We start from the raw sequence: 20816 nt of genomic DNA, 5'->3' as shown, positions 1-20816 counted from the left end.
AATCAATGCAGAGACAGCGTCAGCCGACAGACCCCTCAAGCGAGATGCTGATCAGCTTTTGCGCTTCGACGGCGAATTCCATCGGCAACTCCTGCAGGACTTCCTTGACGAAGCCGTTGACGATCAGGGCGATCGCCGCTTCGGTTGGGATGCCGCGCTGCAGGCAGTAGAAAAGCTGGTCTTCGGAGATCTTCGAGGTGGTCGCCTCGTGCTCGAACTGCGCGGTCGAGTTCTTCGCCTCGATGTAAGGCACCGTGTGGGCGCCGCACTTGTCGCCGATCAGCAGCGAGTCGCACTGCGTGAAGTTGCGGGCGTTCGACGCCTTGCGGTGAGCCGAGACCTGGCCGCGATAGGTGTTCTGCGAAACGCCGGCGGCAATACCCTTCGAGACGATGCGGCTCGACGTGTTCTTGCCGAGATGGATCATCTTGGTGCCGGAATCGATCTGCTGGTGACCGTTGGAGACGGCGATCGAGTAGAATTCGCCTCGGGAGTCATCGCCGCGCAGGATGCAGGACGGGTACTTCCAGGTGATCGCCGAACCGGTTTCGACCTGCGTCCACGAAATCTTCGAACGGTCGCCGCGGCAATCGCCACGCTTGGTCACGAAGTTGTAGATGCCGCCCTTGCCCTGGGCGTCGCCCGGGTACCAGTTCTGAACGGTCGAATACTTGATCTCGGCATCATCGAGAGCAACGAGCTCGACGACAGCCGCATGCAGCTGGTTTTCGTCGCGCTGTGGCGCGGTGCAGCCCTCGAGGTAGGAAACGTAGGCGCCTTCCTCGGCGATGATCAGCGTGCGCTCGAACTGGCCGGTGTTCTTCTCGTTGATGCGGAAGTAGGTCGACAGTTCCATCGGGCAGCGAACGCCCTTCGGCACGAAGACAAACGAGCCGTCGGTGAAGACGGCCGAGTTCAGCGTCGCATAGTAGTTGTCGGAGGTCGGAACGACCGAACCCAGATACTTCTGAACCAGTTCCGGATGCTCGCGGATCGCTTCGGAGATCGACATGAAGATAACGCCGGCCTTCTTCAGCTCTTCCTTGAAGGTGGTGACGACGGAGACGCTGTCGAAGACGGCATCGACGGCGATCCGCGGCTTCTCGACGCCGGCCAGGATTTCCTGTTCCTTCAGGGGAATGCCGAGCTTCTCGTAGACCTTGAGGATTTCAGGATCGACTTCATCAAGCGACTTCGGACCCGGCGTGCTCTTCGGCGCGGCGTAATAGTGAATGTCGTTGAAATCGATCTTCGGGTAATCGACGCGCGCCCAGTTCGGCTCTTCCATCGTCAGCCAGCGCTTGTAGGCTTCCAAGCGCCACTCGAGCATCCATTCCGGCTCCTGCTTCTTGGCGGAGATGAAGCGGATGATATCTTCGGACAGGCCCTTGGGTGCCTTGTCCATTTCGATGATGGTCTCGAAACCGTATTTGTACTGATCGACGTCGATCTCGCGGACGCGATCAACCGTTTCTTGTACGGCTGGCATGTCGTTCTCCAATCTCGCCGGCTAAAGGTCCGGCAGGCTGTCGTGCGGGCAATTTTCTGATTGCCCCTTATGTAGTGGGCCAAAAGGGCCTTTTCAGCCCTGATGGCAAGCGGAAATTTCCGTTTCCGCAATTTTGTGAGACGGTCAGGCCGCCTCCCCGGCCGGCCTGCGCCGTCCGGCAATTTTTCCGAAGGCGGCAAGCGCCCGGTCGATATCCTCGCCGCTGGTCGCAAAGCCGAGCGAAATGCGCAGCGCGCCGAGCTTCGGGTCATGGCCCATGGCAACGAGGACATGGCTTTCGCCGACCTTGCCGGAGGAGCACGCAGAGCCCGCCGAAAGCGCCACACCTTCGAGATCGAAAGCGATCTGGCCGGTCTCGGCCTTCAGGCCCGGCAGCGTGAAGAACGTCGTGTTCGACACACGCGGACCATCGGCGCCGTAGATCACCACATCGGGTGCCGCTGCCCGCATGCCGCTTTCCAGCCGCGCCTGCAAGGCCGCAATCCGGCCGTTCCGTTCGCTGAAATCCGATCGCGCCTGTGCGGCAGCCGCGCCGAAGCCGATGACGGCGAGCGAATTCTCGGTCCCCGACCGGTGACCCTTTTCCTGCCCGCCGCCATGGATCAGCGGCTTCGGCATCAGGATCTCGCCGCGCGACACCAGAGCGCCGGCGCCCTTGGGCCCGCCGAGCTTGTGCGACGACAGGATCAGAAAGTCGGCGCCGAGCGCATTGATATCGATCTCGATCCGCCCTGCGGCCTGCACGGCATCGACGACGAGAAGGCCGCGATGCGCCTTGACGATCTCGGCTGCCTCGCGAACCGGCTGGACGATCCCAGTCTCGTTATTGACGAGCATGATCGCCACCATCGGCAGACCGGATGAGGCATCGTGACCGGCAAGCAGGCCCTGAAGCGCCGCAAGATCGACGGTACCATCCGACGTCACCGGAATCTCGGTGGTCTTTTCCTTTGGGAAGCGTCCACCCTCGCGAATGGCGGGATGCTCGACGGCGCTGTAATAGAGATGACCGACCGCGAGCGGCGTGCGCCCCATGCGAAATTCCGGCGTCAGCACCATATTGGCGGCTTCGGTCGCACCGCTCGTCAGAATGACATGCGCGGGCTCGGCCCCGACAAGGGCGGCAACCTCGCGACGCGCGCCTTCAATTGCGGCGCGAACGGCACGTCCCTCGCCATGCACGGAATTGGGGTTGCCGAACAGATCCATAGCGCGCAAAACTGCTTCGCGCACTGCGGGATGCAGCGGCGATGTCGCGTTCCAGTCAAGATAAAGGCGGGGCGGCGCCATGATCTCAAGTCCTGCGCTTGGTTTCTGCTTCGGTGGTCCGGCTCATTTTTCTTGAAATTTCCGCCGGGCTTGCCTTATGACACTTTCACACTGCGTGGCGTGCCATGCAAAGTTTCGAATTGTTCTAAACTGCGTTTTAGAAAAGCTGACAACGTCCGTCAAGTCTGCGCAGTCCGAACGCGAAAATAAAACCCGGAGTACCGATGCCCGAAGTCATTTTCAACGGCCCTGCCGGCCGTCTTGAAGGCCGCTACCAGCCCTCCAAGGAAAAAAGCGCACCGATTGCCCTCATCCTGCACCCGCACCCGCAGTTCGGCGGCACGATGAACAACCAGATCGTCTACCAGCTCTTCTACATGTTCCAGAAGCGCGGGTTCACGACACTGCGCTTCAATTCCGCGGAATCGGCCGCAGCCAGGGTGAATTCGACCACGGCGCCGGCGAGCTCTCGGATGCCGCCTCGGCGCTCGACTGGGTGCAGAGCCTGCATCCCGATTCGAAGACCTGCTGGGTTGCCGGCTACTCCTTCGGCTCCTGGATCGGCATGCAGCTCCTGATGCGCCGCCCGGAGATCGAAGGCTTCATGTCGATCGCTCCGCAGCCGAACACCTACGACTTCTCGTTCCTGGCGCCCTGCCCGTCCTCCGGCCTGATCATCAACGGCGAACAGGACAAGGTTGCCCCGGAAAAAGACGTCAACGGCCTCGTCGAGAAGCTGAAGACGCAGAAGGGTATTCTGATCACCCACCGCACTGTTCCGGGCGCCAACCACTTCTTCAACGGCCAGGTCGAGCCGCTGATGGCCGAGTGCGAGGACTACCTCGACCGCCGCCTGAACGGCGAACTGGTGCCGGAACCGGCCGCCAAGCGTATTCGCTAAGCCTTGATATCGCTGGCGCCGATCTCGAAGGTCGGCGCCACGAAGCCATCGATCAGCCTCGGCTCGATCTCCCGCATGCCGGCTTTGCGCAGCACGTGCTGGGAAGCAAAATTCTCCGGATGCGTGAAGGCGATCAAGCGGTCGCTGAAGCCCTTGCCGAGGAACCAGGCGATCAGTCCCCGCGCCGCCTCCGTCGCATAGCCCTTTCCCCATTCGTCCTCATTGAATGCGTAGCCGAGCTCGAACTCGCGCGCCTCCTCGTCATGCAGAGATATCCCGGCACGGCCGACAAAGCGCCCGTCGCTCTTGGCCACGACCTTGTATTTCGTCGTGCCGTCATCATCCTGTTCGTCGATCCACTGCTCGATGCGCGACTGGCAGCGTTCCATCGTCCAAGGCAGGCCACCCGACATGAAGCGGCTCGTCGCCAGCGTCGAATGCAGGGCATGAACCAATGGTGCCTCGTCCGGCTGCCACATCAGGAACTGCAGCCGCTCCGTCTCAAGGATCGTTTGCATCGATAGCCTCCGTCAGCACACCACCGCTCACCGCTTCCCGGACACCCGTCGTGCCCGGATAGGTCAACGGCAGCCCCTCGAGCGAGCGCACGGCCAGATAAGCCCAAGCCTCCGCCTCCATCGCGTCGCCGTTGAAACCGGCTTCTTCCGCCGAAATCACCGTCGCCCGATGCTCTGCAGCCAGCTGCGCAAGATCGCGCATGATCACCCTGTTCAGCCGTCCGCCACCGCAGATCACATAGAGCGCCGGCATCACCGGCAGGTGACCGGCCGATTTGATGATCGATGCCGCCGCCACATAGGCAAGCGTGCGCGCGCCATCAGCAAGCTCCGCATCCCGTCCCTGCGGCGGCAGGAAATCGTTGCGGTCGAGCGATCGCCGTTTTGCCGCGGTAAAGAACGGGCTTGCGAGATAACGCTCGGCCAGCTCGCTGACGACATGGCCCTCGGAAGCGATCATGCCACCCTGATCGAAGGGTATCCCGGCATGGGCCTCCACCCACTGATCGATCAGCGTGTTGCCGGGGCCGCTGTCATAGGCGATCACCGTACCATCGGCGCCGACATAGGTCAGGTTGGAGATACCGCCGATATTGACGAAACAGACCGGCATCTTCGCATTGCTGATATTGGCGGCCAGCGCAGCGTGATAGGCAGGCACGAGCGGCGCGCCCTGGCCGCCATGAACCATATCGTTCGCCCGCATGTCGTAAACCGTCGCAATACCGGTCTCGCGGGCGAGAAGTGCGCCGTCGCCAATCTGAACGGTCAAGGCCTCGTCCGGCCGGTGCAGGACGGTCTGACCGTGAAAGCCGAGAACATCGATAGCGCCGGCCTCCATTGCATTCTGTTGCAAAAACTCCCTAACGGCAGCTGCGTGCCGCTGCGTAAGCTCCCGTTCGATGGCCGCGAGATCGCCCGGCCGTTCCTGCCGGTTCTTGATCGCCTTCGCCTGCTCGAGTGCCGTTTTCAGCCGTTCGCGAAAAGCCGGATCGTAGGAAACGCCGAGAAACGGCCCGCGCTCGACGAAGCCGTCGCCGTCCGTCCGCAGCAATGCCACATCGATCCCATCCATCGACGTGCCGCTCATCAGGCCGATCGCGGTTCTCACTCCGGGCATGCTTCCTCCAAAAACTGTGCCGCCGAATAGTGCACTTTCGGCAAAACAGTGCTAAACGCGCCGCGGCGCTTCAACAAGTGCCGATCTCAATTCCCTCCGAAGCCTCAAGAGACGAAGTCATGTCCGAGTTCAAATCCGATTTCCTGCGCACACTGAAAGAGCGCGGCTTCATTCATCAGGTCTCCGATGAATCCGGCCTCGACGATCTGCTCGCCAAGGAAACCGTGACGGCCTATATCGGCTTCGATCCGACGGCGCCGAGCCTTCATGCCGGCTCGCTGATCCAGATCATGATGCTGCACTGGTTCCAGGCAACCGGCCACCGCGCCATCTCGCTGATGGGCGGCGGTACCGGCATGGTCGGCGATCCCTCCTTCAAGGAAGAGTCGCGCCAGCTGATGACGGTCGACACGATCGAGAGCAACATCGCTTCCATCAAGCGCGTCTTCTCGAACTACCTCACCTATGGTGAAGGTCCGAAGGACGCCCTGATGATCAACAATGCTGAATGGCTGCGTTCGATCAACTACCTCGAATTCCTGCGCGATGTCGGCCGCCATTTCTCGGTCAACCGCATGCTGTCCTTCGACAGCGTCAAGACGCGCCTGGATCGCGAGCAGTCGCTCTCCTTCCTCGAATTCAACTACATGATCCTGCAGGCCTACGACTTCGTCGAACTGGCCAAGCGTTACGACTGCCGTCTGCAGATGGGTGGTTCGGATCAGTGGGGCAACATCGTCAACGGTATCGACCTCGGTCACCGCATGGGGACACAGCAGCTTTACGCGCTGACCTCGCCGCTGCTGACGACCGCATCCGGTGCCAAGATGGGCAAGTCGGCGACCGGCGCTGTCTGGCTGAACGCCGATATGCTCTCGGCCTACGATTTCTGGCAGTACTGGCGCAACACCGAGGACGCCGACGTATCGCGCTTCCTCAAGCTCTACACGACGCTGCCGATGGACGAGATCGCCCGCCTCTCGGCGCTGGCCGGTTCGGAGATCAACGAGGTCAAGAAGATCCTCGCGACGGAAGTCACCGCCATTCTGCACGGCCGCGCCGCTGCGGAGCAGGCCGCGGAAACCGCCCGCAAGACCTTCGAGGAAGGCGCTCTATCCGACAACCTTCCGTCGGTCGAAATTCCGGCTGCCGAACTCGATGCCGGCCTCGGCCTGCTGTCGCTCATCGTCCGCGCCGGCCTCGCCGCGTCCAATGGCGAAGCACGCCGCCACGTCCAGGGCGGTGCCGTGCGCATCAACGATCAGGCGATCAGCGACGAACGCACGGTGATCGGCAGTGCCGAGATCACCGCTGATGGCGTGATCAAGCTGTCGCTTGGCAAGAAGAAGCACATCCTGATCCGCCCCGCTGCCTGAGCGGTCCGGATAATCTGATTGAAAGGAAGCCGGCCACGCGCCGGCTTTTTTTTATTGAAACTCGAAGATGTTGCGGAAGACGCCAGGGGCGATGATCGACAGCGGGTTGATCTGCAGGTTCGGCTTGTCGAACTTGCCGGTCAGCTTGAAGGTGATGCCGATCAGGCCGCGGTCGGTACCGTTGCCGAGAATGATGCCGATGACCGGCAGTTCGGCGAATAGCCGGTTCAGACCGTAAGCCGGCATGAAGGTGCCCGTCATGTCCATATTGCCCTTGGCATCGCGGATCACGCCCTGGAAGGTCGCGCCGATCTGCTCGCCGCGCACCACGCCGTTCTCGATGGTGACGGTACCGCCCTGCGAGACGATACGGGCAAAGCCGCGCTGGAAGCGTTGCGCCGAAGTATCGATCTCGCGCTTCACGGCAGCATTCAGGCTTCGCTGATCCTTGCCGACGGGGGTTGCCACGATCGACCGCAGCCGGTCTTCGTTGACGATCTGGAAGCGTCGCACATCCGCCGAGCCGTCCCAGCCGCGCGGGCCGAAACGCACGGTCATGTTGAGCAGACCGCCGCGCATATGCTTGTAGAAATCGGCAAAGCGCGACACCGATCCGGCATCACCCGTCGTGATATTCAGAACGCGCCCGTCCTTCATCTGCGTCACGACGGCCTCGCCGCTGTCGGTGACACCGGAGAGGTTCAGCACCTGCAATTCGCCGTCGCGCATCATGTAGAGCGCATCGAGGCCGCGCACGCGTTCGTCGTTGAAGCCGACGATCTGGCCGAGCTTGGCGCGCACGGTGATATCACCGCCCTTGCTGTCGCCGCCGCCATCGTCGCCGCTGCCGTTCTGGCCGTTTTTCAGCCGCGCCAGGATCGGCCGTGCATCGGCCGTATCGCCAGAGACAGAAACGTCGAAAACGCCCTTGCTGCGGCGGATCGAGATGGCGAAATCGTCGAGCGACGAGAGTTTGACGCTGTCGAAATCGGCAGATGTCAGCCCGCCCTTCGCGACGTTCAGCGATCCGCTGGCACCAAAGCCGTCGCCCTTGAGCTTGAAATTCTTGACCTGCGTATTCTCTGCAGGACCGGAGACCTCGAACGTCGCCTCGGCCGGGATGCCGCTGCCTTTCGCCCAGCCAACCCAGGGCAACTGCAGGGCGGCGCGCGACAGGTCGAGATCGACGGACTGCCGCTCTTCGTCGATCCGCGTCAGCTCGACCTTGATGCTGCCGTCGATGATATCCGACAGGCCCGGCAGCAGCTTCTCGCGCTGGTCGTTGGTCAGCGTCGCCGTAATGACGCGCTGCGGGGTGATGCCCGAATTCTTCTCGACCGGTTCCAGCAGCGAAATCTCCGCCGGCACGCCATCGATCTGCCCCTTGCCGTCGAGCGTCACCTGCTTCGGATCGGCATTGAGCGTCCCGTCCAAATTGGTGATCTTGCGCCCGGAGATCGGCTTGCCGACATCGACGCCGGAAAGCTGCATCGAAGCCTTCCAGTCCGGCGGCGGTGGATTCTGGGCGCTGACCAGGCCGAAGCGAGCCTGCACAGTGGCATTGATCTTGCCGCTCAGGTCCTGTGGCGCCAACCCGGCGCGTTGCAGCACCTGGATCGGCTTGTAGGTGAGAAGCTCACCCACGGCGTCAGCTGAGCCCGATATGCCGAGCTGCATCTCCGCCATCAGCGGCTTGTCATAGGTCGACGGCAGCACGAAGCTGCCAGCACCGAGATTGACCGAACGCCCGGAGGCAAAGAACGACGTGCCGCTCTTGATCGAGATCGTCGCCCGCGGCCCCTTCAGGTCGAAATGCGCCGAAGTATCGCGGATCGGCGGGATTTCGCCGGCGACATTCATCCGGGCATTGGCGATATCGAAGGCGATTTTGATCTGGTTCTCGTCGAGCTTCAGCCCCTTGCCGACGGCCTCATCGAGGCGTCCGAAGGGAATGAAGACGGAAATCGAGGCGTCAGCGACCGTGCCGCCGAACAGGTTCTTCAGCACCCAGTCACGGGCCTTCGGCGCCATCCAGAACGGCCAGAGCTGCTTGATCGCCGCCGTCTGCAATTGCTGCGACTGGCCGACGAAGCTGATCTCCGGCGAAACGTCGCCGAATTTCGCATGCAGCGAGCCATAGAGCTGTCCGAGCGGTGTCGATACGGTGATGCCGGGGAACTGCAGCTCCTTGGTCGCGACCATGAAGCGGCCGCTCGTCTGGATATCGAACGGCACCGGCTGCTCGCCGGATCCGACGGGAGAGGCGCTGCCGCCGCTGACGAGGAGATCGATGCCGAAGCCCTTGCCGGCTGTCGGATCCAGCCGGTCGAGGTCGATCAGGCCGCCGTTGAAGGGAACGGTCGTCGCGCCGAATTGCCCCTGCGACCGGGCGATCTCAATCGTCTCCTTCTTGAAATCGTAATTCAGATTGATCTGGCCGCCACTCAACTGCTGCTGGTCGCCATCGACATAGATCAGCCCCGGCGCCAGCGTCACGCCGGTCGTCAACGACGGATCGGTGCCCTCGCCGTCCCTGACAGCCGAAATGTTTATATCGGCGAAAGCGTTGATGCCCTGGCGGATCTCACCCAGCACGTTTCGCTTGATGGCAAACGGCGTCAGGTCGGCATGGCTGAGCTTGGCGGTGAAGCGCTGGGTCTTGTCGCCCAGCCTCTCCGCCTGAACGTCGAGCGTCGCCGGCTGGCCGTTGATGGCGATTTCGCCGGTCAGCTGCAGCGAATGATCGGTCGGCCGGGCAAAGACGAGATCGTCGATGACGAGCGACACCGGTCCGTTGGCGGTATCGGCCAGCTTGACGTTGATTCCCGAGATGCGAACGCTGTCCGTGCCGCCGCGCTGCGCGAAACTGTCGAACAGGTCGAGATGCGAGAATGCCGATTCGAGCGCTTGGGGCACTTCGTCGACGCGAAGATTGTCGAGCTTGATGGGATTGCCGGCGGGCAGCAGCGCCGTATCGAGCGCGATATCCTCCGCCTCGACATCGGTGATCGCGATCCGCCCGCGAAACAGCGCCAGCGGATCGAGCGCCATGCGCATCGCTTCGACGGTCGACAGATGTTCGCCGCTCTGCTGATCGATCAGGTTGACGTTGCGGGCCTCCAGCGCCAGCCGCAGGCCGGAGGTGAAGCGCACTACCGTCGAGCCGACTTCGGCCTTGTAGCGCGGCCCCATCGCGTTGTTCAGCGCCATTTGCGCCTGTTTCGACAGCGCGGTGTCGATCATGCCACTTTCGATCACGCCGACGATCGCGGCAATGATGATGAAGAGGAGAGCACAGCAGGCGCCGGTCCAGCCGGCGGTGCGCCGCAGCCGCGAGCGCGGCGGCGGGCAATGCACGATCATCGGGTCCTCGGCTTGCGCCGAGGGGAGTTCATGCAAAGCGACGATGTCTTTCTTGCGAAACGTAACCTTTTCGCCGCGGATGGCCGACATACGCCTTGGGTAACTCCTTGAATTCTTATTTTCCGGTCTAGCTCGCCGGATACTCGCCCAATATATATCGGCCAGGTTCAGTGTCACTCATAAACCCGGCAAAAGAAAGGTTTCCACATGGCGGATATCGGTATCGGCGCCGAAGCCCCGGACTTCAACCTCCCGCGTGATGGCGGCGGCCGCGTATCGCTGACGGAATTCAAAGGCAAGCCTCTGGTTCTGTTCTTCTATCCCAAGGATGACACGGCAGGCTGCACGGCCGAATCGATCGGCTTCACCGAGCTCGCCGCCGAGTTTGAAAAGGCAGGTGCGGCGCTCGTCGGCATGTCGCCTGATTCGGTCAAATGCCACGACCGTTTCATCAAGAAACATAACCTTGCCGTCGCGCTCGCATCGGATGAGGAAAGGACCGTGCTGCAAGCCTATGGCGTCTGGAAACAGAAGAGCATGTACGGCCGCACCTATATGGGCGTCGAGCGCACGACCTTCCTGATCCGCGCCGACGGCACGATCGCCACCATCTGGCAGAAGGTCAAGGTTCCAGGCCATGCCGAAGCCGTTCTGAAGGCCGTGCTGGACCTCGCGGCATGACCGCTTTGCAGATGACATCGCTGAGAGGTGGCGCGATCGACGCCATCCGCTCGGCCGATCTCGATCGCAAGACGGCGCTCGCCCAGGAAGCCGCCACCCGCTGGTTCGCCCGCAAGATATCGCTGCGCTCGCCGCTCGATGCCGCACTTCCGGAGCGGCCCGGCCGCCCCGAAAAGCCGGCGCTCGTGCCGCCGACTCAAGTTCAGAAGCGCTCGCTGCATACCGTCCACGGCCGCATCGCGCTGCTGCATGCAATCGCCCATATCGAGCTCAATGCCGTCGATCTCGCGCTCGATATCGTGGCCCGCTTCGCCACCGAGCCAGTACCGAACTCCTTCTTTGACGGCTGGATGCAGGTAGCTTTCGAGGAGGCCAAGCATTTCCGCATGGTCCGCGACCGCCTGCGCGATCTCGGCGCCGATTATGGCGACATGCCCGCCCATGACGGTCTCTGGCAGGCGGCGCACTCGACCCGCAACGATCTGACGGCGCGGCTTGCCGTCGTCCCGCTCATCCTCGAAGCCCGCGGCCTTGACGTGACGCCGTCGCTGCAGGCGAAGATGCGCGAGACCGGCGATGTCGACAGCGCTGCCGTGCTCGACGTGATCTACAATGACGAGAAAGGCCATGTGGCGATCGGCGCCAAATGGTTCCGTTTTCTCTGCGCCCGCGAGCGCCGCGATCCCGCGCAGACCTTCAGGGAACTGGTGCGCGCCAACTTCCGCGGTCCGCTGAAGCCGCCCTTCAATGACCTGGCGCGCGCCGAAGCCGGCCTCACGCCATCTTTCTACCGGTCATTGACATCTACAAGCAATGCGTAACCATTGCGTGCATTCACATTAATGAAAGAAGCAATTTATTAACCTTAACAGTGTGTAATCAATCCAATCGAGGCACGGGCGCATCAATTGGGAGATTCTCCGTGACGCATGCACAGCACCAGCGCGTATTCGGCAAGCGTTCACAGGAACATATCCTCATTCTCGCCAGTGGCGACAAGGTCCGTCACATGACGGTCAAGCCCTGGATGGCGGCCCTCGCCTTCTGCTTCGTCGGCGTCTTTGCCATCGGCTATCTCCTTGCCACTTCCTATCTCGTGCTCCGCGACGACCTGATCGGCGCCACCATGGCCCGTCAGGCCCGCATGCAGCACGATTACGAGGATCGCATTGCCGCGCTCCGCGCCCAGGTCGACCGCGTCACCTCCCGCCAGCTGCTCGACCAGCAGGTCGTCGAGGACAAGGTGGACAAGCTGATGGAACAGCAGATGGCGCTGACCTCGCGCCACGGCAAGCTCGGCTCGCTGCTCGACCGCGCTGAAAGCTCCGGCCTGACGGGCAAGGAAGAACCGGCACCTGCAGCGCAATCCTTCGCTCCCGATGCCAAGGACAAGCGCGCCTCGCTCTCCGGCGGCGCGGAAGCCATCAACAAGCTGCTGACCGGCAATAGCGAACCGGCCGATGCGACGCCCGACAACACCACGCTCGCTTACGTTCCCGCCCCTGAAACCGTCGGCGATCGCGCCGACCGTCTGTTTTCCAAGGTGACGCTGTCGCTGAAAGGCGTCGAAGAAGACCAGCGCTCGCGTGTCGATCAGCTGACGGCAGATGCAGGCGACGCCGCCGATGCCATCTCCACCGTCCTGAACCGCTTCAGCATTCAGGTGCCGCAGCAGACGGCAAAGGCCGATGACGACAGCGCCGTAGGCGGCCCCTATGTCGAGCCCGAGAGCGACGACGATTTCAACAATTCGCTGGCACAGCTCGATACAGCGCTGACGCGCCTCGAGGCCGTGCGCAATACCGCCGAATCCCTGCCCTTCCGCAATCCCGGCATCGGCAAGGACATTACCAGCCCTTTCGGCAACCGCCGTGACCCGTTCCTGGGCCGGCTTGCCCTGCATTCCGGCATCGATTTCCGCTTCGCCCCCGGCGAAAAGGTTCGCCCGACCGCACCCGGCAAGGTCATCAATGCCGGCTGGACCGGCGGCTACGGCAACATGGTCGAGGTCGATCACGGCAACGGCATTTCGACCCGCTACGGTCACATGTCGCAAATTCTGGTCAAGGTTGGCGATACCGTCGATCGCGGCGATGTCATCGGTCTTGCCGGCAGCACGGGCCGCTCGACGGGCACGCATCTGCACTACGAAGTACGCCAGAACGGCCGGGCCGTTGATCCGATGTATTTCATGAATGCAGGGTTGAAACTCGCGACCTATATAAAATAACCAAACGCAGTAACCACAGCTTTACCTGTGCAAGGGCTGCAAGGCCCGTATTCCTTGACTTGCAAGCCGTTTGGGAATATGTCGCGCTGCATTGCGGCATGCAATCCCGCCGACTCAGCCAGAGTTCGGCCGAACCTGAACGGAAATAGTTTTCCCTTTGACGACATTTGCTGATCTTGGCCTGAGCCAAAAAGTGCTTTCCGCCGTTACCGACGCCGGCTACACGACCCCAACCCCTATTCAGGCGGGCGCGATCCCGTTTGCCCTGCAGCGCCGCGATATTTGCGGCATCGCGCAGACGGGTACGGGCAAGACGGCGTCCTTCGTTCTGCCAATGTTGTCGCTGCTGGAAAAAGGCCGCGCCCGCGCTCGCATGCCCCGTACGCTGATCCTGGAGCCGACGCGAGAACTCGCGGCCCAGGTTGCAGAAAACTTCGAAAAGTACGGCAAGAACCACCGCCTCAACGTGGCCCTGCTGATCGGCGGCGTGTCCTTCGAAGACCAGGACCGCAAGCTTGAGCGTGGCGCAGACGTTCTGATCTGCACGCCCGGCCGCCTGCTCGACCATTTCGAGCGTGGAAAGCTCCTGATGTCCGCAGTCGAGATTTTCGTCATCGACGAAGCCGACCGCATGCTCGACATGGGCTTCATCCCGGATATCGAGCGCATCGCCAAGCTGATCCCGTTCACGCGCCAGACGCTGTTCTTCTCGGCCACCATGCCGCCGGAAATCCAGAAGCTCGCGGACCGCTTCCTGCAGAACCCGGAACGTGTCGAAGTCGCAAAGCCGGCATCGGCTTCCAAGACCATTACCCAGCGCTTCGTTGCCACCCATGGCAAGGACTACGAAAAGCGCGCTACTCTGCGTGATCTCATCCGCGCCCAGGAAGACCTGAAAAACGCGATCATCTTCTGCAACCGCAAGAAGGATGTCGCTGATCTCTTCCGTTCGCTGGAACGCCACGGCTTCTCCGTCGGCGCCCTGCACGGCGACATGGACCAGCGTTCGCGCACGACAATGCTGCAGAATTTCCGCGACGGCCAGCTCCAGCTTCTGGTAGCCTCCGACGTGGCTGCTCGTGGCCTCGACATTCCTGATGTGAGCCACGTTTTCAACTTCGACGTACCGATCCATTCGGAAGACTATGTCCACCGCATCGGCCGTACCGGCCGTGCGGGCCGCACCGGTGCCGCGTTCACGCTGGTCACCAAGCGCGATACGAAGTTTTCCGATGCGATCGAAAAGCTGATTGGCGAAAAGGTCGAGTGGCTGAACGGCGATCTCAACGCCCTGCCTCCTGCAGAGGAAAGCAAGGAAAGCGATCGTCCTCGCCGCAACGGCCGGGATCGTGACAGGGACCGTGGCCGCGGCAAGGATCGCCGTGGTCATAAATCTGATATCGCCGCGGAAGATAATGCCGCCGAAGTCGTTGAAGCAGCAGCACCAGCAAAGGTCGAAAGCGTGAAGCAAGAGCGCAAAGCAGAAAACAAGCAGCAGAACAACGCGCGCCACGCACGCCCTTACCCGGCAAACGACGACTCCCGCGATCGCCGCCGCTATCGCGATCACGATGACGGCCCGACTCCGGTCGGTTTCGGTGACGACATCCCGGCGTTCATGCTGATTGCAGCCGGCGCCAAGGCCTGATCCCTTATGGGAAAGCCGGGCATCGACTTCCCAGGCCTCGGTGTAGGCCTGGTGATTGTGCGTGACGGAAAAATTCTGCTCTACAAGCGCGTCAAGCCGCCGGAACCGGGCCACTGGAGCATTCCGGGCGGCAAGGTCGACTTCATGGAGAAGGCGGCAGACGCCGCACGCCGCGAAGCGGAAGAAGAAACCGGCCTTGCGATCGGCAAGGTCAGGCTTCTCGGCCCATCGGAAGTCCTGAGCGCCGCCGACAAGCAGCACTGGATTTCACTCCTCTATCTGGCGGAAAGCTTCGAGGGCGAACCTCAGCTGACCGAGCCGGACAAGCTCACCGATTTCGGCTGGTTCGGCTTGGGCGAGTTGCCGCAGCCTTTGTCGGAATTTGCCGCAGCCGCAATCGCGCTGCTTCCAGACACAGCACTCTCCTGATCATTCCGCCCGCAGCGCCGCCTCATAGGCAAGCCTGACCCATTTCGCCATCTCGTCCGGATCGTCATAGGCATTCTCGGGGATCGACCAGTAGGGCATCTTCACCGGATTGCCCTTCTTGCCCTCGTAGGACCATTGGATGGCGCCGGCATCGGCAAATTCCGGCGCGCTCTTCTCGTCGGCCTTCAGGAGCATTTCATCGCGCAGTTCGATCGCGACAATCCGGCCAAGGTGATAGATCCCCTTGCCGCCGAACATCCGCTTGATGGTGACAGGGCCGAGCCCCTGAAACATTTCCTCGATCGCCGCCGTATCCATTCTATCCCCTCAAAACGCCACCGGCCGCCAGAACGGCCTCGGGCGTATCTACGTCCAGGTGCGCAGCATCGCCGATATCGACATCGATGACCGGCAGCCCCGATGTCTCGATGATATGCCGTGCCCCGACATCGCCTTCAAGCCGCATCACGGCATCGCCGAGCGATCGCGGAAGAATGACCGGGTTGCCGCGCTTGCCGCGAGAGACGGCACGGACGATCGCACGCCCGGAAGCCGCACGGAAGGCGGCGATCAGCGCGTCGAGATCGGCGGACGTCACGCCTGGCATATCGGCGAGCATGACGAGAACGCCATCCGCATCACGCGCAGACGAGGCCGAAAATCCGGAGATCAGCGAGCTTGCCATGCCGGATGCATAATCCGGGTTGTCGACGGCCGTGACATCCAATCCGGAGAGCGCAGCCTCGATCTCGCCCCGCCGGTGGCCGGTCACGACGATCACCGATGCCGCGTCGGCAGCGAGCGCAGTCTCCGCAGTGCGACGCACCAGCGGCTCGCCATCGAATTCCGCCAGCAGCTTGTGCGCGCCGCCCTCGCCCATCCGGCTGGCTTTGCCGGCAGCCAGGATGACTGTCGCGACAGTCACCGGTAGGTGATGCTCCTCGGCGCTGTCGCGTGGCCGCGGCCGTGTCTCGATTTCCATAAGCAATCCTCCGACGCCCATGCCCGTCAGATCGCGCGCATCGGGATTCTCGCCCGCCAGGATGCGATCCAGGACCCAATCGAAGCCATTCTCCTTCGGGCTCCGCGCGCAGCCAGGCGCCCCCACGACATAGGTCTCGCCGATCCGCCCGAGCACCATCAGGTTGCCGGGATCGACCGGCATGCCGACGCTGAGGATCTCGCCGCCCGCCTGCCGGATCGCCGCCGGGATCACATCGTCCTCATCGATCACCGCCGAGGCCCCAAAGACGATCACAAGCTTCGGCAAGCGATCAGTGGCGCTCATGGCCTCACTGATTGCAACAGCAACGGCATCCCGCCTGTGCGCCACACGCCGCTCGCGGACCAGCCGATTGCCGGATGCCGCAAGCCGATGCGCCAGAATGCGCGCGGTCTTGTCCATGACCGCGGGCTTCAGCGACGGCAGCTCGGTGGCGACAAGCGACACCGCATAGTCGGCAAAGGGCTTGACCTCGAAGGCCACGGCCGCCCTCAGGGCGTCGCACGCTACTTCCACCTTGCGGCCCGGCACAGCCAGCGGAATGATCTTGAACGTCGCCACCATCTCGCCGGCCCTCACGCGTGCATGGTCGGCGAGACAGGCAAGCGTGATTGCCGGATCGATGCGGTTGACGCGATCGACGACATCGCGGTCGGCGACGAAGAGCCCGTCAGCCGCCGCATAGACATTCACCCGCCCCGTCGCAGCCTCGGAGAAGCGCAGATGATCCGGTGCAATCGCTGCGGCGAGCTGCCGGGCAGCCTCGTCTTCGCTAAGATCCCCGTCTTCGATCCGCGCTGCGGTGATGCTGACGACACCGGCACCAGTGAGCGCCTCGATATCCGCCGACGACACGCGGTGCCCCTTGTGCAAGGTCCGCTCCGGCAATTTCACCGCATGTGCGAGCATCAGCCCTTCAGCATCGGCCACCGGAAATTCGCCGAACTTCATCGCATGTCACCCTTCGGCGACACGACATCGCGTGAGCGCAACGCCTCGATGATCTGCGCCAGAATGGCAACCGCGATCTCCGCTGGGCTGGCGGCGCCAATATGGAGCCCGATCGGCCCGTTGATCCGTCCGAGCGCCTCATCCGAAAAGCCTTCGGCCTTCAGCCGCTCGAGACGCGACGCATGGGTCTTCCGGCTACCGAGCGCCCCGACATAGAAACAGCCTCGGCGCAGCGCCTCGGCAATCGGGAAATCGTCGATCTTCGGATCGTGTGTCACCGCGACCAGCGCCGTATAGGCGTCGAGCGGCTTGTCCTTCAAGACGTCGATGGGCCAATCCGCGGTCAGATCGATCCCGGCGAAACGCTCCGGCGTCGCGAAGGCCGTCCTGGGATCGATGATCCTGACGTCAAAGCCTGCCAGCGCCGCCATCTGCGCCAGCACCTGGCTGATATGGACGGCACCGATGATGACGATATCGGCCGGTGGCAGATGGACATTGAGGAAGTAGCGCCCGCCATCAGCCTCGATCACACCGGAGCGCCCGGAGCGAAAGGCCGTAGCCACCGCCTCGCCAAGCGCCCCATCGATCTGATCACCTTCCGCAACGACGCTCGCCCGGCCACCACCGAGATCCGTGACCAGGACGGCCGCGATCCGCGCCTGCCGGCAGGCATTCAGCCTCTCGAGCGTCGCAAGCTCCATCAGCCGAGCCTTTCCACATAGACGCGGATACGCCCGCCGCAGGAAAGCCCGACACGCCAGGCCGTCTCGTCGGCAACGCCGAATTCCAGCATCTTCGCCTCGCCGCTGCCGATGACGTCGAGCGCTTCAGTGATGACCGCGCCTTCGACGCAGCCGCCGGAAACCGAGCCTTCGAAATTCCCGTCGGCATCGATCACCAGATGACTGCCGGCCGGGCGCGGCGCAGACCCCCATGTCTCGATGACGGTCGCGATCGCCACATCGCGGCCGCTCTTCCTCCAGGCTTCCGCCGTCACCAGCGGATCGAGGCCGATAGACGTTTCGCTCATGCCGGGCCTCTCAATCGCTCCAGATAGCGCCGCGGTTCGTAGGTACCGGCGCGTCCGGAACCGAGCGCCGCAGCAAGGTCGCTCAAGGAAGATAGATTGTGAACCGGTCGGAATTCGTCAACATGCGGCAGCATCGCGCGAACGCCGCGCGCCCGCGGCTCGAATCCGTCGAAGCGCAGCAGCGGGTTGAGCCAGATCAGCCGCCGGCAGGAGCGGTGCAATCGGTCCATTTCGGCCGAAAGTTGCTCGACGCCTTCGCGCTCCAGCCCATCGGTAATCAGCAGCACCACGGCGCCCTGACCCAGGACGCGGCGCCCCCAGAGCCGGTTGAACTCGTGCAGCGTTTCGCCGATCCGCGTTCCGCCCGACCAGTCGTTGACGGCAGCCGCGCATTCGTCCAGCGCCTGATCCGGATCCTTGTTGCGCATCTGCCGCGTCACGTTGGTGAGCCGCGTCCCGAACAGAAAGGTGCTGACGCGGCGCCGCCGCTCCGTCAGCACATGCAGGAAATGCAGGAAGATCCGCGTGTACTGGCTCATGGAGCCCGAGATATCCGCAAGCACCACCAAGGGCGGCTGTATCTCCTTGCGCTCGCGGTAGCGCGGCAGGATCAGCGACCCGCCGGTGCGAAGTGCGGCGCGCATCGTTGCGCGGGGATCGACCGTCGCGTGGCGATGCGATGGCCTGAATCTCCTGGTGGTGACACGGTCGAGCGGCAGCTGCAGTCGCGATAGCTCCTTCTTGGCGAGCGCCATCTCTACCGCTGACATCTGCGCGAAATCCATGCGCCGGATGATCTCGTTGCCCGAGGTCGTTAAACGGGCGTCGATCTCGATATCGGGCTCTTCGCGCGGCGGCTTGTCGGGACGGCGGTCGCCGAGCAGCGCATCGCTAGCGCGCGTCTCGCCGGGCTTCTGCTTTTCCTTCTCCCGCGTATCCGGCGCCCGCGGCGACATCATCGCGATCATCTTCTCGACGAGATTTCGGGAGCGCCAAAAGAGCCGGAATGCCTCGTCGAAGACGGCAGCATCATCGTGCCGCTTGACGAAAACAGCCGAAAGCGCCGCATGAAACTCGTCGCGCGATCCCATGCCGATGGCTTCGACCGCCTCGATGGCGTCGGCAATCGCCGCGGGGCCAACCTTCAGTCCGGCCTTGCGCAGTGTCCGTCCGAAGAAAACGATATTATCGGCAAACCGGCCGTCACCCAGCGGAAGCGGCGGAACGACGATACCATCCTCTGCCTTTCCGCCCTGCATCGCCTATCCCGCTGCCCGCAATTCGTCCTGCACATCCTTCAGCACCCGCGCACCCTCGCCGCCCTGGATGCGGGCGATGTCGTCCTGATATTTCAGCAGCGTGCCAATCGTGTCGGAAATGGTCTCGGGATCGAGTGCCAGCCGGTCGAGCTCGGTCAGCGCCGTCGCCCAATCGATCGTCTCGGCTACACCGGGGTTCTTGAAGAGATCAAGCGTCCTCAGGCGCTGCACATAAGCGACGATTTCGCGCGACAGCGTCTCGTTGCAGTGGGGCACCTTGCGGCGGATGATCTCCAGCTCCTGCTGCGCTTGCGGATAATCGACCCAATGGTAGAGGCACCGCCGCTTCAGCGCGTCATGCACCTCGCGCGTCCGGTTGGTGGTGATGATGACAATAGGCGGCTCGGCGGCCTTGATCGTCCCGAGCTCGGGAATGGTCACCTGAAAATCCGAGAGCACTTCAAGGAGGAACGCTTCGAAGGCCTCGTCGGTGCGGTCGAGCTCGTCGATCAGGAAGACCGGGGCACGGCCATTTTCGGAGGACAAAGCCTGCAGTACCGGACGCCGGATCAGATAGCGCTCGGAAAAGATATCGGATTCGATCCGTCCGCGGTCCGTCAGACCCGATGCTTCCGCCAGCCGGATTTCCAGCATCTGTGCCGGGTAGTTCCACTCGTAGACGGCGGAGGCGACATCCAGCCCCTCGTAACATTGCAGCCGGATCAGCGGGCGCCCGAGCGCCTTAGACAGAACCTTGGCGATCTCGGTCTTGCCGACGCCCGCCTCACCCTCGAGAAACAGGGGCCGCTTCATCTTCAATGCCAGGAAAAGCACGGTGCCGAGCGCCCGGCCCGCAAGATAGTCGTGCCCGCCGAGCAGCGCGATCGTCTCGTCGATCGACTGCGGCAGAAGCGGCGCGGTCTGATCAGCCATGTCTCCTCCCTTTTGGAGAAGTTATAGCGTGTGATAGTCGCGGTTCATATAGAGGAGAGCCGGTTTTGTTTCGTCGAAGCGGACGCCGACGACCTCGCCGAAGATGACGTGATGGGTCGACATCTCCTTGATTTCCATGACGCGGCAATCAAAGGAGGCCAGGCTGTCGGAAAGCACCGGCGCACCGGTTACCAGCTTCTCGAACTTGCCGGTCGCGAACCGCTCTTCGTTGCTGAGCTGCGTGCGGCCGGAAAACGCATCGGCCAGCCCCTGATGATGGGCGCCCAGCGTATTCAGAGCGAAGATGCCGCTGCGGAAGAAGATCTCGTTCTTCGGGTTGGAATTATTGAGGCAGACGAGCACGCAGGCCGGACTGTCGGAGACCGAACAGGCGGCGGTGATCGTCACGCCGCGCACCTGATCGCCAAGCGCCGTCGTCACGAGCTGCACGTGGCCGCCGAAACGGCTCATGGCATCACGATAAAGCTTGGGATCGATCGGCTGTCTGCTCAACAAAAGGTGTCTCCCGCGGCCTCGCCGCTTGTTGTTCTTCCGCTAATATGGCGGTCATCGGTTACCTTTTCTACAATGA

The 20816-nt window shown here is 62.6% G+C and carries 18 protein-coding genes and 1 pseudogene; 7 read left to right on the top strand and 12 right to left on the bottom strand.

Annotated elements, in window-relative coordinates; translation table 11 throughout:
• Positions 1 to 19 precede the first annotated feature (19 nt).
• On the bottom strand, positions 20 to 1489 hold the full coding sequence (gene sufB / locus F2982_RS19375) for a Fe-S cluster assembly protein SufB (RefSeq protein ID WP_130278250.1): 1470 nt from the start codon (positions 1487 to 1489) through the stop codon (positions 20 to 22).
• Between the two features lie 144 nt (positions 1490 to 1633).
• Complete coding sequence (locus F2982_RS19370) at positions 1634 to 2800, bottom strand: cysteine desulfurase family protein (RefSeq protein WP_203428824.1); 1167 nt, start codon at positions 2798 to 2800, stop codon at positions 1634 to 1636.
• A 203-nt stretch (positions 2801 to 3003) separates the two neighbouring features.
• On the opposite strand from F2982_RS19370, the pseudogene F2982_RS19365 reads away from it, so the two are divergent.
• Positions 3004 to 3680, top strand: a pseudogene (locus tag F2982_RS19365) (alpha/beta hydrolase).
• Here F2982_RS19365 and F2982_RS19360 read toward each other — a convergent pair.
• Positions 3677 to 4198 (bottom strand): GNAT family N-acetyltransferase, encoded by a 522-nt coding sequence (locus tag F2982_RS19360; RefSeq protein WP_203428823.1) that lies wholly within the window; start codon positions 4196 to 4198, stop codon positions 3677 to 3679. The pseudogene F2982_RS19365 and the gene F2982_RS19360 sit on opposite strands and share 4 nt — an antisense overlap.
• Complete coding sequence (locus F2982_RS19355; RefSeq protein WP_203428822.1) at positions 4182 to 5318, bottom strand: anhydro-N-acetylmuramic acid kinase; 1137 nt, start codon at positions 5316 to 5318, stop codon at positions 4182 to 4184. The genes F2982_RS19360 and F2982_RS19355 overlap by 17 nt, the downstream gene beginning before the upstream one ends.
• Before the next feature lie 119 nt (positions 5319 to 5437).
• Here F2982_RS19355 and tyrS point away from each other — a divergent pair, with 119 nt between their 5' ends.
• Complete coding sequence (gene tyrS / locus F2982_RS19350) at positions 5438 to 6694, top strand: tyrosine--tRNA ligase (protein ID WP_203428821.1); 1257 nt, start codon at positions 5438 to 5440, stop codon at positions 6692 to 6694.
• Positions 6695 to 6745: 51 nt separating this feature from the next.
• On the opposite strand, the gene F2982_RS19345 is transcribed toward tyrS, so the two are convergent.
• A complete protein-coding gene (locus F2982_RS19345; protein WP_203428820.1) occupies positions 6746 to 10147 on the bottom strand; it encodes a DUF3971 domain-containing protein in 3402 nt (1133 codons plus the stop codon).
• A gap of 117 nt (positions 10148 to 10264) precedes the next feature.
• On the opposite strand from F2982_RS19345, the gene F2982_RS19340 reads away from it, so the two are divergent.
• From F2982_RS19340 to F2982_RS19320, 5 genes are all read left to right on the top strand, one after another.
• Positions 10265 to 10738, top strand: coding sequence for a peroxiredoxin (locus F2982_RS19340; RefSeq protein ID WP_203428819.1), 474 nt, complete (start codon positions 10265 to 10267; stop codon positions 10736 to 10738).
• Positions 10735 to 11559, top strand: a complete 825-nt coding sequence (locus tag F2982_RS19335; protein ID WP_203428818.1) for a ferritin-like domain-containing protein — start codon at positions 10735 to 10737, stop codon at positions 11557 to 11559. The genes F2982_RS19340 and F2982_RS19335 overlap by 4 nt, the downstream gene beginning before the upstream one ends.
• A gap of 101 nt (positions 11560 to 11660) precedes the next feature.
• On the top strand, positions 11661 to 12968 hold the full coding sequence (locus tag F2982_RS19330; RefSeq protein ID WP_203428817.1) for a M23 family metallopeptidase: 1308 nt from the start codon (positions 11661 to 11663) through the stop codon (positions 12966 to 12968).
• 157 nt (positions 12969 to 13125) lie between these two features.
• On the top strand, positions 13126 to 14616 hold the full coding sequence (locus F2982_RS19325) for a DEAD/DEAH box helicase (RefSeq protein ID WP_112716419.1): 1491 nt from the start codon (positions 13126 to 13128) through the stop codon (positions 14614 to 14616).
• Positions 14617 to 14622: 6 nt separating this feature from the next.
• Complete coding sequence (locus F2982_RS19320; RefSeq protein ID WP_203428816.1) at positions 14623 to 15045, top strand: NUDIX domain-containing protein; 423 nt, start codon at positions 14623 to 14625, stop codon at positions 15043 to 15045.
• Here the strand turns inward: F2982_RS19320 and F2982_RS19315 are convergent, their stop codons facing one another.
• The 7 genes from F2982_RS19315 to F2982_RS19285 are packed head-to-tail and all read right to left on the bottom strand — an operon-like array spanning position 15046 to position 20740.
• Positions 15046 to 15363: a TfoX/Sxy family protein gene (locus tag F2982_RS19315; protein ID WP_112716423.1), complete on the bottom strand. Its 318-nt coding sequence runs from the start codon at positions 15361 to 15363 to the stop codon at positions 15046 to 15048. It lies immediately after the preceding gene.
• 1 nt (position 15364) lies between these two features.
• Positions 15365 to 16999, bottom strand: coding sequence for an NTP transferase domain-containing protein (locus F2982_RS19310; protein ID WP_203428815.1), 1635 nt, complete (start codon positions 16997 to 16999; stop codon positions 15365 to 15367).
• Positions 16996 to 17703, bottom strand: a complete 708-nt coding sequence (locus F2982_RS19305) for an XdhC family protein (protein WP_203428814.1) — start codon at positions 17701 to 17703, stop codon at positions 16996 to 16998. Before F2982_RS19305 ends, F2982_RS19310 begins: the two co-directional genes overlap by 4 nt.
• A complete protein-coding gene (locus F2982_RS19300) occupies positions 17703 to 18032 on the bottom strand; it encodes an XdhC family protein (protein WP_203428813.1) in 330 nt (109 codons plus the stop codon). The genes F2982_RS19305 and F2982_RS19300 overlap by 1 nt, the downstream gene beginning before the upstream one ends.
• The gene (locus F2982_RS19295) at positions 18029 to 19291 is read right to left on the bottom strand and encodes a VWA domain-containing protein (RefSeq protein ID WP_203428812.1); all 1263 of its coding nucleotides are present in this window, start codon (positions 19289 to 19291) and stop codon (positions 18029 to 18031) included. Before F2982_RS19295 ends, F2982_RS19300 begins: the two co-directional genes overlap by 4 nt.
• Positions 19292 to 19294: 3 nt before the next feature.
• Complete coding sequence (locus F2982_RS19290) at positions 19295 to 20224, bottom strand: MoxR family ATPase (RefSeq protein WP_203428811.1); 930 nt, start codon at positions 20222 to 20224, stop codon at positions 19295 to 19297.
• Between the two features lie 21 nt (positions 20225 to 20245).
• Positions 20246 to 20740, bottom strand: coding sequence for a flavin reductase (locus tag F2982_RS19285; protein ID WP_112716435.1), 495 nt, complete (start codon positions 20738 to 20740; stop codon positions 20246 to 20248).
• Positions 20741 to 20816 lie beyond the last annotated feature (76 nt).

It is taken from the genome of Rhizobium sp. BG4 (assembly GCF_016864575.1).
Taxonomy (GTDB): domain Bacteria; phylum Pseudomonadota; class Alphaproteobacteria; order Rhizobiales; family Rhizobiaceae; genus Rhizobium.
Note: the sequence above shows the minus strand (reverse complement) of the source record. Positions and strands in the feature narration are given on the sequence as shown.